This is a genomic window from Streptomyces sp. NPDC026500, assembly GCF_055567635.1.
The window spans coordinates 1-13,394 of the sequence record NZ_JBVHQB010000057.1 but is presented as its reverse complement, the minus strand read 5'-3'; the positions used below and the strand labels follow the sequence as shown (position 1 = coordinate 13,394).

The following is a 13,394-nucleotide window of genomic DNA, read 5'->3' as shown; positions in this document are numbered from 1 at the left end:
ACAGAGTCATCCCCCCCCAGAGCCCGTGACTGAAGGGATTGTTCCATGGGCCGCCAGCGTCTCCGCAGGACGGCATTCTGAAACGATCAGTTAGAGCTCGTAACACGATCTTGTTGAAGTGTGCTGGTTGGGCGTGACCGGTCTGTCGATTCGGCCGTTCGTGAGGGTGTGGGAACTCGACCGTGGATCGTGGACGATGAGTTGTGGGCGTTGATCGAGCCGTTGCTGCCACCATGGCCGCAGCGGTCGCCGGGGCCACGCCCGGTGGCGGACAGGCTCTGTCTCCAGGGCATTCTGTTCGTCCTCTACAACGACATAGCCTGGCAACTCCTGCCTCTGGAGCTGGGGTTCGGTTCAGGACAGACGTGCTGGCGGCGCCTGGGGCGGTGGCAGAAGGCAGGAGTCTTCGACCGACTGCACCGGATCCTGCTCGCAGAGTTGAACGCGGCCGGCGAACTCGACTGGTCCAGGGCGTGCGTGGACGGTTCTCACATCCGCGCGAAAAAGGGGGCGCCGACACCGGTCCGTCGCCGGTCGACCGGCGGAAAACGGGCAGCAAACACCACTTGATCTGCGACGGACGCGGCACCCCGCTCAAAGTCATCACCACCGCGGCCAACGTCAACGACGTCACCCAGACCCTCGCCCTGGTCGACGGCATCCCACCCGTCGCCGGACGCCCCGGCCGACCACGCCGCCGCCCCGAAGCCCTGCTCGGCGACAAGGCCTACGACTCCAACCCCAACCGCGACGAACTCCGCAAACGCCGGATCCTGCCCGTCATCTCCCGCAAGGGTTGCCCGAACATCAAGGGCATGGGCAAGCTCCGCTACGTCGTGGAGCAGACCTTCGCCCTGCTCCACCAGTTCAAACGACTCGCCGTCCGCTGGGAACGCCGCACCGAACTCCACGACGCATTCGTCTCATTGGCCTGCGGTGTCATCTGCTGGAGGCGCCTGAAGAAGCACCGATCATGATCGGGTCACGAGCTTTCAGCTACAACTCACACCACTCACCCAGAGGGCCAGCCGCCCGCGTCTGAGTGAAGTCGTGCACCAGGTCCCACGCCCGATCGGTATCCAGGACAAAGTCGCCCGTGAACGCGGCGAGGTCGTCCATGATCGGGACTTCGACCTCGGCACCCGAGGGCACGGTGCCGTCTCCTACGAGGAGAGACATCCGTTCAGTGCTACTCATCAGGTGGACAACCGCGTGATCATCTCGGAAGGCCAGAATCAGTACCGGGAAGTCCCTGTTCGGCGACCGAACCTCGACGTATCCCTGACCAAGGGAACGCAGTTCGTTGAAGCGGTCTGACAGATCCTTCACCTCTGAACATCTCTCAACCGGATGGAACAGTCCGGATTCTGGCGACGTCGCCGCCCACACCACGCTCATCCAAGCCCTCTTCCCCACACAGGTCATCGCCCACAATGCAGGACCACGCTCCCACGCTGCACCACGACTACTGGGGCTGGGTCGCATGATCGTGTTACGAGCTCTTAGTGACCGGCATCCGCCCCTGCATGAAGATCGCTGCGTCCTTGAAGGCGCGCTCCATGCTGATGGTGCGCGCTTCAGTCAACGGCTTGACACCATCCCTGTCATCCAGGCCAAGGGCACGGAAGCGCAGAGCTTGGTCCGTCTGGCTGTCGGCGACCAGGAGCGGATTGCGGTGTGCGAGTAGAGCTTTGAGGACGTGTTCGCAACCCAATCCGGCGTGGAAAACAGCGAAACGTCGGTTGCCAGTTCGCCAGGAATCAAGGGCTGAGCGCATGAGTTCGCTGGCCAGATCGGCGAAAGTCTGCTCGTTCAAGAGTGGTTCACTCCTGTGCGGTATACGGCGGGGGATGACCGACTGGCGTTCCAGTGCAGACTTTCCCTTCCGCAGAATTGGGAACGTCGCTGACCTGCGACGGAACGGTGCTGGCACCTGAGCGTGCTGCACCTCCCCGCCCGGCGGAAAGAAACACCCATCTTGCCTGAGGTCTACCCCTGGGCGTTAAGCCATTCGGCTGGGGACGGCTGACCTGGGATTTCGAGGCTGACGGCTAGTGCTCGTCTGTCACTGTCGGTCGCTGTTGGGTGACCTCAGGGGACCTCGGACGGCCCAGAGGCGGCCCAGGACTGATCATTACGGTCCGGCCGGTTGGCCGACGGCGGGCACCTTCGATGCGGACCGCCTGAACCTCAGCCGACGACAGTCAGCCACGACGGCGGGTGCGCCGACCCGACCACGCACGCGTGTGCCTCGTTGTACCCCCACCGGCCTCAGCCACGCTGCCGCGTCGTCGATCAGAGCAAGCCGCGCCAACCGGGCCGTAGGGCACATCCGGGTCCGACTCCATAAAGGCTCTCAGCTTGAAAAGCTGTGATCATTTACGGCTGGGAACCGAGACCTGGGCGGACGGCCGAGGTACCTGCGAAGCCTGATTAGCGGTTCGCTTGAGCCCTAGCCGACGACAGTCAGCCACAATGGCAGGGGCGCCGACCGGTCAGGCACGCGTATGCCTAGCTGCACCCACCGGCCTCAGCCGCGCTACAGGTTCGTGTCGACCGTAGCAAGTCGCGACGGCTGCGGCCCGTGCCGTCTGAACCCCCGCATGGGAAGCTGCGATGGTGTCGACGAATAAGGGTTATCCGTTGTCGCGCACCGAATGTCAGCGGTCTATGGTCTGGCCTGCGCTGTGGCTAATCCCTTACCTGCCAGCGTGGCAGGCCAACACGTACTCCAGCTTGTTCTAGCATCTCGGTATGCCGGGACTCATTTTCTGGATTCAGCTGCTCACTGCCCTGGCGATTTTTGGGATCGTCGCGACAGATGTGATCCGATACCCAGTAGTATGGCTGCCCCGAATTCTTCTAAGCGTACTTACGGTAGATGGTCTGATTTTTCTGTTCAGTGCCGGAATTGATGTGAGTCTTTACCCAGGGGCGCAGGCATTTACGGCAGTTCTCCGATTCGCAGTTGGCTTGCTCAATCTCGCTGCCGTGCGCATTGTATATCGCGAGGGGCCAGGCGTTGATCCTTGGGCGCTCAAGATCGTGCCGATCGCACAGGCCGCTGCAATTCCGATGCTCTTTATTCCGGTTTGGATCGAGCTCCGCAGCCCCATTCGCGATACATGGATGGATAATCTAATCCTGAGCATCGCAGTCCTTCTGCTGCTTTACGCTGTAATTGGCGTCATTTTCGGCTTGGCGCACGGACACATCGAATTCGGTTGGATTGCAATTGGTTCCCTTCTTCCTTTGGCGGGAGCGGTGCAATTCTGGTATCTAAGCTTCTATAAGCCCGTTCATGATCGCCCAAGCGTGGATGTGGCGGTGAGTATCAAGAAGTTGAATTCCCTGCGAGATGTTGAGCGCCTCCAAGCGTCGATGACCCTTAAAAATAACGGAACTGCAGCGGTCGATGTACTGGGGGCGACATACACGGCCATCGGGTACCGCATCGCGCCTGCTAAGGTTATGCGGGTGCATGATGTCCTCAACGCACTAAATGAAAATAGCCCGAATGGCCTTCATTATGGAAAGTATAGTTCAGTCTTGAGGGCTGACCGACTTATTCCAGCTGGCGCCTCCTTGGCTCCGGGGCAGAAATGGTCGAGTGTGTTCGTATTTGACGCTTCCGCGAATAAGCAAGATCTAGTTCGCCTAACTGTCAACCTCTCCGTTCTTACTCATACCGGCTATTCGAAGCCAAGCGAGTGTCAGCTCCCTAAGGAAGATAGGGATGCCGGCGCCTTCTACCTCTGTACTCAGATGGAGTTCCCCAAACAGAGCTTGGTGCGCGAAGTGCTCGGGGACCGTCCGCTTGCTCGCAGGGTGACAAAAATTTCAGATGGTGCGCCGCCAGGTATGGAGACGCGGTATCTCTCTGCGGAAAGGCTGCAAGATGCGAAGCGTGAAGCGGAGGCGGTTGATTCTTTGATCCGTGATGAAACCATTGAGTCTGTGGCGGAGTATCGGCTGGACCCGTAACTCCGGCAGAGGCTAACTAAAAGAGATGGCAGAGATGCGCCTTGAATCAACGCATCCGTCAGCGACGGGATCGCATGCCCTAATCAGCGGCCGATTCGTTGGCGGACGCCTGTCGGCCAATCAGCCGCAGCCCCCTTTCTCTGGTATCAGGTGGCTGAGCTATGAGCGCGGCACGGGCGCTGGCCGGGCTGGAGCGGGGCGGAGACTGGAGCGCAGGCCCGGCCGGGGGCCGGGCCGCGCGCGGGGAGCGGAGCGAGCCGCCTTGATGATGGAGAGAAGGTCTTATCCCGCTGGGATGAGGCGCTTTCCATCGTGGCTGCGTACATGCGGGCCGTTGTCGTCCAGGGCGTCCAGGAGTCTGATGGCGAAAGCCTCGGACATGCGCTCGCTGACCTCGTCGGGCGTGAGCCACGAGACCGCCAGGGACTCGTTGGAGGTGCGTTCGGTGCCGCCGGAGGGCTTGCAGCGGAAGACCAGGGCCACGATGCCGCGGGTCATGTTCTTGTAGACGCCGGTGAGTTCGTCGACCTCGACGTGGATGCCGGTCTCCTCCAGGACCTCGCGGGCGACGCCGGTCTCGGGGGTCTCGTCGAGTTCGAGGATGCCGCCGGGGAGCTCCCAGGTGCCGTTGTCGGCTCGACGGATGGCCAGGAGGCGGCCGTCCTCGCGCACCACTACTCCGGCCACGGACACGGAGTGCAGGGGGGAGGGTGCCGCTTCCTGTGATTGACTCATGTAAAGGAGCATAGGAGGCAGGGAAGGACTATGGGAACTGCGGCGGGAGGGGTCGGTTCCGGGCCTCGGTACGTACAGATCGCGGACGAGATCGTGCAGCAGATCCGAGCGGGGGTTCTGAAGCCCGGTGACATGGTGCCGAGTGAATCGGAGCTGGTGGAGCGCTACGGCGTCGCCGGCGGGACGATTCGTAAGGCCATGGTCGAGGTGCGGGCGAGTGGGCTGGTCGAGACCCGGCACGGCAAGGGTTCGATCGTGAAGGACCGGCCTCCGGTGCGGCACCGTTCCTCTGATCGCTTCCGGCGTTCGCTCCGGCGGGGAGGGCAGGCGGCCTATCTCGCGGAATCCGCGCAGTCTGGGGCCACCGCCAAGGTCAGCGTCCTCTACATCGGTCCCCTTGAGGCGCCCGAGGATGCCGCCGAACGGCTGGGCGTCCCCGTCGGCACACAGGTGCTGGCCCGTCGGCGTCTCTACTTCCGCAACGGCACGCCGGTCGAGACCGCCACGTCCTATCTGCCCTGGGACGTCGTGAAGGACATCCCCGAGCTGTTCGCCGAGAATCCCGGCGGCGGCGGCATCTACGCCCGACTCGAAGACCACGGGCATGAGTTCGCCGAGTTTGTCGAGACGGTGCAGGCGCGGCCGGCCTCCAAGGCGGAGGCTTCGGAGCTCGCGCTGAGCCCGGGTGCGCCGGTGGTTCACCTGATCCGGGAGGCTCGTACGACCGCGGGTCTCGTGGTCGAGGTGTGCGACACCCTCATGGCCGCTGACCAGTTCGTTTTCGAGTACCGGATCCCCGCCGAGGACTGACGCCCGCTCAGCATCCCGCAACCCGCCGCGAGTTCCTCTTCGTGGCGGGTTGACTCATGTACAGGAGTGGGGCACTCTTCTTCATGCCACTCCTATACATGAGTGACGGAGTGCAGCATCTGTAGAGGAGTGAGTTCTGTGCGTCAGATTCCCGTCGACACCTCCGGCGCGGTCGTGATGGTCGCCAAGTCCCCGCAGGTCAAGGTGCGTGACCGTCGTACCGGTGAGATCGCCACCGACACGGAGACCGGGGCGAGGCTGATGACCGTGGACGTCATGTTCGCGGCGAACGAGGAGGTGGAAATCCTGTCCATCACCGTGCCGGAGCCGGGCATCTCCGGTGAGCTGGCCATGGGCACGCCGGTCGCGCTCACGGGCCTGATCGCCCGGCCCTGGGAGAACGACTTCAACGGCCAGAGGCGGCACGGGATCGCGTTCCGCGCGGTCGCGGTCACCTCGCTCGTCGGTGCTGCCGCAGGGTCCAAGGCGGCCTGATCGTGGCCGACTTCATGGTCGTTCTGGTGCTGGTCGTCGCTGCCGTGGGTCTCCTGCGGTGGCGGCGCCCCGCCTGGTACTGGTTGACCTTCGGGGTCACGCTGGCCGTGTTACGGGTCCTGATCCGCTACCGCTCGGTCATGGACGCGTGCGGGCTGACCGTCCCGCCCTCGCGCTGGCGGCTCGCCCTGGCCCGTGCCGCCAACCGGCCGATACCAGAGCCGCATCCGCCGCGCATCCTGCGGCTGCGGCCGACCCGTACCGGCCTGGTCCTGAGACTCAAGCTCCGCCCCGGGCAGGACGCCTTCGACGTCGCCGCCGCCTCGGACCGGCTCCGGCACTCGTTCTCGATGTACGGCGTGACCTCGCGTGAGCTGCGCTCCGGCGTCGTAGAGGTGCGGATGACCGGCTACGACGTGCTCAAGCGGGTGCAGATGCCGGCCGAGACCGGTCACCGGCCGATGCGGGTACCGGTCGCTCTGCGGGAGGACGGGGCGGTGCACTACCGCGACTACCGGGCCGTACCCCACGCCCTCACCCTCGGCGCCACGGAGTCCGGCAAGTCCGTCTACCAGCGCAACCTGGTCGCGGGACTCGCCCCGATGGACGTCGCCCTCGTCGGCATCGACTGCAAGCAAGGGGTCGAACTGTTCCCCCTGGCCCGCCGGTTCTCCGCGCTGGCCGACGATCCCGACACCGCCGCGGAAGTGCTCGAAGCGCTCGTGGTCCGGATGGGGCACGTCTATCAGCTCATCCGGTCCCAGCAGCGGATCACCTCCGACGTGCCGGACGCGGAGATTGCCGCCGACATCTGGGACCTGCCTGACGACCTGCGCCCGGTCCCGGTCGTGGTCCTGGTCGACGAGGTCGCCGAACTCGCCCTGTACGCGAGCAAGGAGGAGGAGAAGCGCCGGGACCGCATCATCACCGCCCTGGTCCGCCTCGCCCAGCTCGGCCGGGCTGCCGGCATCTACCTGGAGATCTGCGGGCAGCGTTTCGGCTCTGAACTCGGCAAGGGCATCACGATGCTTCGCGCCCAGCTCACCGGCCGTACCGCCCATCGCGTCAACGACGAGACCTCGGCCAATATGGCCTTCGGTGACATCTCTCCGGACGCGGTCCTCGCCGCGATCCAGATCCCGGCAGAGACGCGAGGCATCGCGATCGCGGGCGACTCCTCCGGCGGGTGGCATCGCATCCGCGCCCCGCACACCTCGCTCCGCCAGGCCGTGAACATCTGCAACCGGCACGCCGACCGAACCCCGGACCTGCCCGAACTGGCACCGTTCCGGCCCGCTCTCCCCGGCATCGCCGCCGAGCCCGTGCCGCTGGTCAAGGCGTCCTCGATCACCGTCTGATCCCTGCCCTACCCCACGGTCGGCGCGACCGCCTTCGTGCCAAGTCCCTACCCCCGCCATGCCCAAAGAAGGGAGACCCGCCATGTGCCCGAACTGCGAGGACTTCGCCCGGACCGTGCTCCTCCTCGGCCAACTCGCCCTGTACGCCGACATGGCCGGCGCCGACCTCGATTTCGTGGACGCCGTCAGCCCATCCCTCGCCGTTTCGCTGCCCGAGCCGCCGCCCGGCGCGTTCCCGGACGACTACGACCTCGACGACGGCCCCGCCTATCCGGGCGACGTCTGATGGGCGCCCGTCACGGCCTCCGGGTCGACGCGGTCCTGATTCAGGCCGGGATCGCCGGTGCCCTGTCCTTCGCCCACCTTCACGACCTGGCCGCCGCTGCCGGACAGAACGGCTGGAAGGCATGGGCCTACCCGATCAGTGTCGACCTGCTCCTCGTCGCCGCCTGGCGGAGGCTGCGCAGCGAGGGACCGTCCCGGCTGGCCTGGTGCTGGTTCGTCGTAGCGCTGTTCGCCTCGCTCGGTGCCAACATCGCAACCGCCGGGTTCCTCGACCTGGCCGACCCGCCCGCCCTGCTCCGCCTCGGCATCGCCGGATGGCCGGCCCTCGCCTTCCTCGGCGGCACGCTCCTCGCCCACTCTGCGGCCCCGGAGCCGCAGACGGCACCGCCGACCCCGGTCGCCTCGCCGCAGGATCCCGAGCACTCGGACGAACAACCGTTGCTGGACACCGAACGCGCATCGGTCGCGGAATCCCTGCCCGAGCCCGCCGCGGTCGCTGTCCCCGCAGTGGAAGTCGCCACTTCCCCGGCACCGGCACCGGCTCTCGTCCCGGCCTCTGCTCCGCCGATCCCGGCCGTCCTGGTCGACCACGCCCGCAAGGTCGCCGACGAGTACCGCGCCCGTACCGGCGCCCCGATCGACCCCGACACCCTCCGCTCCCGCCTCGGCGTCCCGCCCCACCTCGCCGACGCCATCGCCACACACCTCAACTGACCGCAAGGAGAACAGAGATGACCTCCGACCCGGCCGACCTGACCGCGGCCGACTACCTCGACGCGGCACGGGACATGGCGGCGTCCGGACGCTCCTTCCTCGCCCACCTGCTCGCCGAGGAAGCCGCCCGACGCGTCGACGACCCGGTCACCGCCCGGAACATCCGCGTCCGGTACCCCGACCCCACCACCCGAAGGGACTGACCCGACATGCCCGCACGCGACAACTTCCACTCCCTGATGCGGATCGGCCCCGTGCAGATCGGGACCCACCGCGACCGCAACGGCCGCACCATGCACGCCGCTGTCTGCACCGCCGACCGCTGCGGCTGGTCCGCCGACTACTCCAGCCAGACCGCCGCTCAACTCGCCGCCCGCACCCACCGCTGCACCGTCCGCTGAGGAGACACCCCGTGCAGGTCCCGCTCTGGCTCGCCCTGATCGCCGTCGGCTACCTCGGCGTCAAGCTCATCCGCCCGCCCTGGTGGCTCATCGCCGTCCTCCTCCTCGGTGGCTACCTCCTCGCCGACAGCGTCCTCGCCCCCGCCATCAACACCGCCGTCAAGTAGCGCACCGCGAAGGAGAACCGCCCATGCTCCGGCCCAAGTTCCCGACCATGCCCCAGCCCACCGGCCTCATCACCCCGCCCGCCGTCATCCAGCCGACCACCATCACCCCGGGCGCACCGGTCCCGCAGCCCATCCCTGTTGCGCCCGCGCCGTCCCGCCCTGTCGTCCAGCTCACCCCCGGTACCGCGCTCGCGCTCGTGGGCGGCGGAACGGCCGTGGTCCTGGTCGTTGGCGCCGTTCTGGTCTCGCTGCTCCTGGCGGTCGCCATCACCGGCGCCTCGGTCGCCGTCTGCGCGGTCGTCCTGCGCTCCCTGCTCGCCTCCGACGCCAAGCGCCGCTGACCGGCCCCCGGGCGGCCTCGATACCGCCAAGCATCCGCCGCCCGGGAGCCGTCCCCGCCGATCGATCTCGCAACCGGAAGGAAGCCCCAGCATGGCCCACCGGGCCTCACCCCCGACACAGAAGGCACCCACGCCCGCCCCACCGCTCGACCCGATCACCCTCGGCGACATCCTCCGGGTGGCCTCGGCCTCCGACTACACCCGCTGGGAGGACCAGGTCCGCCGCACCGGCGGCTGCTCCGACCCGATCCACCTGACCGGCTGGACTCTCACCAAGGACAAGACCACCGGCGAGACCCTGCACCACTACTCCACCGAGAACGAACCCGGCGGACGCCTGCGCCTCGCCTGCGGCAACCGCCGCGCCTCCCGCTGCCCCTCCTGTGCCTGGACGTACGCGGGCGACACCTACCACCTGATCCGCGCCGGCCTCGCCGGAGACGACCGCCGAGACGTCCCCGCCACCGTCCGCGACCACCCCCGGGTCTTCGCCACCCTCACCGCGCCCTCGTTCGGCCCGGTCCACAACCGCCCCGACCACACCGGCGCCTGCCGCTGCGGCACCGCCCACACCCCCGACGCCCCTGAACTGGGCACTGCCCTCGACCCCGGCACCTACGACTACGAGGGCGCGGTCCTCTTCAACAATCACGCCGGACAGCTCTGGCAGCGCTTCACCACCCGCCTGCGCCGCGAACTCGCCGCCCGCGCCGGTCTGCCCCGCCGCGAACTCGCCGACCACCTGCGCGTTTCGTACGGCAAGGTCGCCGAGTTCCAGAAGCGCGGCGCACTCCACTTCCACGCCGTCGTACGCCTCGACGGTCCCGAGGGGCCCGGAACACCGCCACCCGCGTGGGCCACGGTCGACCTGCTCACGGACGCGGTACGTGCCGCCGCCGCGCACTCGTACACGTCCGTCTCGGTTCCGGCCGCCGGTGACCAGCCTGCCCGGACGTTCCGATGGGGAAGACAGCTCGACGTCTGCCCGGTCAAAGCCTTCGGAGACGGCTCCGACATCACGGAACAGGCGGTCGCCTCGTACGTGGCCAAGTACGCGACCAAGGCCGCAGAGAACACCGGGACCCTGGACCGCCGCATCGGTGAACTCGCCGAACTCGACCGTCACCACGTCCCCGACCACACCCGTCGACTCATCACCGCCTGCCGCGACCTGGACGCCCTGTACCTGGACCGGCGCCTCTGGGCCTGGGCGCACATGCTCGGCTTCCGCGGGCACTTCTCGTCCAAGTCGCGCACGTACTCCACCACCCTCGGCGCCATCCGCCAGGAACGCGCGGACTATCGCGCCGCGCAGGAAGCCTCCGTCCTCGGCCTCGACGACCGCGAGCCGGACACCGTCCTCGTCCTGACCGACTGGCAGTACGCCGGCCACGGCCACACCCCGGGCGAAGCCGCGCTCGCCGCGACCATCGCCCGTGATCTCCAGACCAACCGGGAGACCGCCCGCGACGCCCTACGCGCCGAGCTGACCAAGGAGGGAGTCGCCGCATGACCACCGCCACCGCCGAACTCCTGACCGTGCCGGAGGTCATGACCCGGCTCAAGGTCGGGCGCTCCAAGGTCTACGACCTGATCCGGTCGCGCCGCCTCGTCTCGATCAAGATCGACGGGGCTCGTCGAATCCCTGCCGACGCCGTCACGGACTTCGTCCTCGGCCAGATCGAGGAGGCCGCCTGATGGCGCAGCAACGCAAGCGCAACCCGAACGGCGCGGGAACGATCACCAAGCGCAAGGACGGCCGCTTTCAGTGCGCGGTCTACGTACTCCAGCCGGACGGCACGCGGGCCCGTAAGTTCGCCTACGGCAAGACCTGGGCCGAGTGCGACTCCAAGCGCCGCGAACTGCTCGACAAGGTCGACCAGGGAGTGCCCGTGCCGACCAAGTCGGCCAAGCTCTCGGAGTGGCTGCCGTACTGGCTGGACAACGTGATCAAGCCCCGGCGGAAGCTCAGCACGTACGACAAGTACGAGACGCACGTCCGGCTCTACCTGGTGCCGTTGCTCGGCGCGAAGCGGCTCGAATCTCTCGGCGTCGCCGACGTCCGTCGCTTCCTCGTCCGACTGGAGAGGGACACCACCGCCGCAACTGCCAAGGAATCACACCGAGTTCTGCGCTCGGCCCTCTCCTCCGCATGCCGCGAGGAGTTGATCGCGCGCAACGTCGCCAAGCTCGTCGAGCCGCCCCGCACGGACAACAGGGAGCTGAAGCCCTGGACACTGGACGAGACGCTCGACTTCCTCGCCGCCTCCCGCAAAGATCCGCTCTACGCGGCCTTCGTGCTCGCCATCGCCATGGGGCTCCGTCGCGGAGAGATCATCGGTCTCCGGTGGTCGGATTTGGACCTCGACAACAGGGTCCTCTACGTCCGGCAGCAGACCCAGCGCCGTCGTGGCGTCCTCTACGACGACGATCCCAAGAGCCGTCGGCGCCGTGTCGTCCCGTTGCCCGCGCTGTGCATCGCCCCGCTGCGCTGGCATCGGATGCGGCAGTCCGCCGCACGGGCCAAGGCGGGGGAGCAGTGGCACGAGTCCGGCTCCGGCTACGTCTTCACCACCCGCACCGGTCGCCAGGTCGAGCCGCGGAACGTCTACCGCTCCTTCACCCGCATCGCCGACTCCGCCGGCATCCGCGTCGTCCGGCTTCACGACGCCCGGCACGGCACGGCGACCCTGCTCACGGCGGCCGGAGTTGCGCCCCGCGTCGTGATGGAGATCCTCGGTCACTCTCAGATCAGCATCACGATGGACGTCTACACGCACGTCGTGCAGGACACCCAGCGCGAGGCCATGAGCCACATGGACCGGCTGCTCAGGAGGCGCCCCGGTCGTCAGTGACCGCCGCCGTTGATGTCAGATTTGGATGTCAGAGGGGCCTCACCTACGGAAATCCGTAGGTGAGGCCCCTCTGAACTGGTGCCCCCGGCAGGATTCGAACCTGCGACACCCGCTTTAGGAGAGCGGTGCTCTATCCCCTGAGCTACGAAGGCGGGGATCTGTCGGAAAACGTGTCTGAAAGTCTGCCGGGATTGACGGACCGCTCAGGCTTGCTTGGCGACAGGTCGTGGTGGCAGCCCGTGAGGGCATAGCCGCCGCCGTCAGTGTAGCGGGTGGTACCTGATCCAAGGGCGGGGAGATGTGCGCACCGGCTCAGGCGGCGAGCGCGTGGGTGATCTTGGCTCGGGAGACGTAGTTGCTCAGCCAGGCGCAGCCGATGTAGATCAGCAGGGCCGCCGGCCCCGTAGGCAGGGACTCTCTTGTGGGGGTGGCTCTGGTCGAGGCGGGAGTGCTGGGACTCGCTGTGCGGGCGGAAGCCCTTGAGGCGGCGGCCGGCATGGGTGTCCGGCGGTATCTGCCTCAGGTGCTTGGTGCGGTTGAAGCGCTGCCGCCTGGTCGAGGGATCGATCTCGCGGTCGTCCGGGGTTTCGTCGACTCGGATGCGCAGGGTGTGGTTCTTCACCCGACGGGGATGGTCAGCCGGTGGTAGAAGCGGGTCCGCTTCGATTCGCGGCGCTCGAGTTCTTCCACGGGGAGCGGCGTGGAGTGAGTGGTGCCGTCGTCGGTGATCAGACGTTCGCTGACGCGGCCCTCGGCGACGTACAGGTCGTGGTGGCAGGGGCCGTCCTCGAACGTTGGAGGGACTCGGGTGCGAGTCCTCCGTGCTGCGTGGTGAAGACGACGAGGCCGTCCGCGATGAAGGGGTGCACGGTGGGATCCGCGGAGGGCGGTGTCGTAGGTGATGGCGCGCAGGCCATGGGCTGGGCCGAGGACTCAGTCCGGCAGACCGCGGTGCCGAGGTGGGCGCCGTCCGTGATCGCCGGCGTGCCTGCCGCCACGGTCGGCAGGTCCGACTCGCGCCAGACATGTGCGTCCGCCTTGTCGCCTGGTGCCGGCCGGGCGAGTGGGGCGAGCAGGCTGCCGATCGCCTCGTCGGTGAGGGTGCCTGCTCGCCGCGGATGCTGCCGTACTCGCCGCCCCGGCGCCGGAACTTGCCTCGCCTGGCAGTCGCAGCCGACGGGACTCGGTTATGCCCCATGCAGGCCGCTTGGGTGGAGTCGAAAACCGGCCATATTTTGCCGGACGGATA

The 13,394-nt window shown here is 67.1% G+C and carries 18 protein-coding genes, 1 tRNA gene and 1 pseudogene; 14 read left to right on the top strand and 6 right to left on the bottom strand.

The window, feature by feature from the left end; genetic code table 11:
• The first annotated feature begins 186 nt into the window (after nt 1-186).
• Nucleotides 187-977 (top strand): IS5 family transposase gene (locus ACZ4N5_RS42725; RefSeq protein WP_467762366.1). Its coding sequence is split into 2 segments (ribosomal slippage): nt 187-501 and nt 504-977, totalling 789 coding nucleotides; the frame shifts between segments, so codons are not numbered across the junction.
• Nucleotides 978-996: 19 nt separating this feature from the next.
• Here the strand turns inward: ACZ4N5_RS42725 and ACZ4N5_RS42720 are convergent.
• Nucleotides 997-1,398: a hypothetical protein gene (locus tag ACZ4N5_RS42720; protein ID WP_467762364.1), complete on the bottom strand. Its 402-nt coding sequence runs from the start codon at nt 1,396-1,398 to the stop codon at nt 997-999.
• A gap of 94 nt (nt 1,399-1,492) precedes the next feature.
• Nucleotides 1,493-1,816, bottom strand: coding sequence for a hypothetical protein (locus ACZ4N5_RS42715; protein WP_467762363.1), 324 nt, complete (start codon nt 1,814-1,816; stop codon nt 1,493-1,495).
• 938 nt (nt 1,817-2,754) lie between these two features.
• Between ACZ4N5_RS42715 and ACZ4N5_RS42710 the strand changes: the two genes are divergently transcribed.
• Entirely contained in the window at nt 2,755-3,984 is a 1,230-nt protein-coding gene (locus tag ACZ4N5_RS42710; protein WP_467762362.1) for a hypothetical protein, read from the top strand.
• Between the two features lie 282 nt (nt 3,985-4,266).
• Here ACZ4N5_RS42710 and ACZ4N5_RS42705 read toward each other — a convergent pair whose 3' ends face one another.
• Nucleotides 4,267-4,731: an NUDIX hydrolase gene (locus tag ACZ4N5_RS42705; RefSeq protein WP_467762361.1), complete on the bottom strand. Its 465-nt coding sequence runs from the start codon at nt 4,729-4,731 to the stop codon at nt 4,267-4,269.
• An 18-nt stretch (nt 4,732-4,749) separates the two neighbouring features.
• Here ACZ4N5_RS42705 and ACZ4N5_RS42700 point away from each other — a divergent pair, with 18 nt between their 5' ends.
• From ACZ4N5_RS42700 to ACZ4N5_RS42645, 12 genes are all read left to right on the top strand, one after another.
• Nucleotides 4,750-5,529: a GntR family transcriptional regulator gene (locus ACZ4N5_RS42700; protein WP_467762360.1), complete on the top strand. Its 780-nt coding sequence runs from the start codon at nt 4,750-4,752 to the stop codon at nt 5,527-5,529.
• A gap of 138 nt (nt 5,530-5,667) precedes the next feature.
• Nucleotides 5,668-6,024 carry an SCO3933 family regulatory protein gene (locus ACZ4N5_RS42695; protein ID WP_266614483.1) on the top strand — a complete coding sequence of 119 codons (357 nt, stop codon included), beginning with the start codon at nt 5,668-5,670 and terminating at the stop codon, nt 6,022-6,024.
• 14 nt (nt 6,025-6,038) lie between these two features.
• Complete coding sequence (locus ACZ4N5_RS42690; RefSeq protein WP_467762365.1) at nt 6,039-7,382, top strand: FtsK/SpoIIIE domain-containing protein; 1,344 nt, start codon at nt 6,039-6,041, stop codon at nt 7,380-7,382.
• 82 nt (nt 7,383-7,464) lie between these two features.
• Complete coding sequence (locus tag ACZ4N5_RS42685; protein ID WP_467762359.1) at nt 7,465-7,668, top strand: hypothetical protein; 204 nt, start codon at nt 7,465-7,467, stop codon at nt 7,666-7,668.
• Nucleotides 7,668-8,381, top strand: coding sequence for a DUF2637 domain-containing protein (locus tag ACZ4N5_RS42680; RefSeq protein ID WP_467762358.1), 714 nt, complete (start codon nt 7,668-7,670; stop codon nt 8,379-8,381). Before ACZ4N5_RS42685 ends, ACZ4N5_RS42680 begins: the two co-directional genes overlap by 1 nt.
• A 17-nt stretch (nt 8,382-8,398) precedes the next feature.
• Nucleotides 8,399-8,584 (top strand): hypothetical protein, encoded by a 186-nt coding sequence (locus tag ACZ4N5_RS42675; RefSeq protein ID WP_467762357.1) that lies wholly within the window; start codon nt 8,399-8,401, stop codon nt 8,582-8,584.
• Between the two features lie 6 nt (nt 8,585-8,590).
• The gene (locus ACZ4N5_RS42670) at nt 8,591-8,782 is read left to right on the top strand and encodes a mobile element transfer protein (RefSeq protein WP_067314642.1); all 192 of its coding nucleotides are present in this window, start codon (nt 8,591-8,593) and stop codon (nt 8,780-8,782) included.
• A gap of 11 nt (nt 8,783-8,793) precedes the next feature.
• On the top strand, nt 8,794-8,949 hold the full coding sequence (locus tag ACZ4N5_RS42665) for a hypothetical protein (RefSeq protein WP_467762356.1): 156 nt from the start codon (nt 8,794-8,796) through the stop codon (nt 8,947-8,949).
• 23 nt (nt 8,950-8,972) lie between these two features.
• On the top strand, nt 8,973-9,290 hold the full coding sequence (locus ACZ4N5_RS42660) for a SpdD-like protein (protein ID WP_467762355.1): 318 nt from the start codon (nt 8,973-8,975) through the stop codon (nt 9,288-9,290).
• Between the two features lie 91 nt (nt 9,291-9,381).
• Complete coding sequence (gene repSA, locus ACZ4N5_RS42655; RefSeq protein WP_467762354.1) at nt 9,382-10,803, top strand: replication initiator protein RepSA; 1,422 nt, start codon at nt 9,382-9,384, stop codon at nt 10,801-10,803.
• Nucleotides 10,800-10,988 carry a helix-turn-helix domain-containing protein gene (locus ACZ4N5_RS42650; protein ID WP_445072784.1) on the top strand — a complete coding sequence of 63 codons (189 nt, stop codon included), beginning with the start codon at nt 10,800-10,802 and terminating at the stop codon, nt 10,986-10,988. The genes repSA and ACZ4N5_RS42650 overlap by 4 nt, the downstream gene beginning before the upstream one ends.
• The gene (locus tag ACZ4N5_RS42645; protein WP_467762353.1) at nt 10,988-12,145 is read left to right on the top strand and encodes a tyrosine-type recombinase/integrase; all 1,158 of its coding nucleotides are present in this window, start codon (nt 10,988-10,990) and stop codon (nt 12,143-12,145) included. Before ACZ4N5_RS42650 ends, ACZ4N5_RS42645 begins: the two co-directional genes overlap by 1 nt.
• 76 nt (nt 12,146-12,221) lie before the next feature.
• On the opposite strand, the gene ACZ4N5_RS42640 is transcribed toward ACZ4N5_RS42645, so the two are convergent.
• The 3 genes and pseudogenes from ACZ4N5_RS42640 to ACZ4N5_RS42630 all read right to left on the bottom strand — a co-directional run.
• A tRNA-Arg gene (locus ACZ4N5_RS42640) sits at nt 12,222-12,297 on the bottom strand.
• A gap of 160 nt (nt 12,298-12,457) precedes the next feature.
• The gene (locus tag ACZ4N5_RS42635) at nt 12,458-12,643 is read right to left on the bottom strand and encodes a hypothetical protein (protein ID WP_467762352.1); all 186 of its coding nucleotides are present in this window, start codon (nt 12,641-12,643) and stop codon (nt 12,458-12,460) included.
• Nucleotides 12,644-13,089: 446 nt separating this feature from the next.
• Nucleotides 13,090-13,212: pseudogene (locus ACZ4N5_RS42630) on the bottom strand (IS5/IS1182 family transposase); the annotation flags it as partial.
• Nucleotides 13,213-13,394 lie beyond the last annotated feature (182 nt).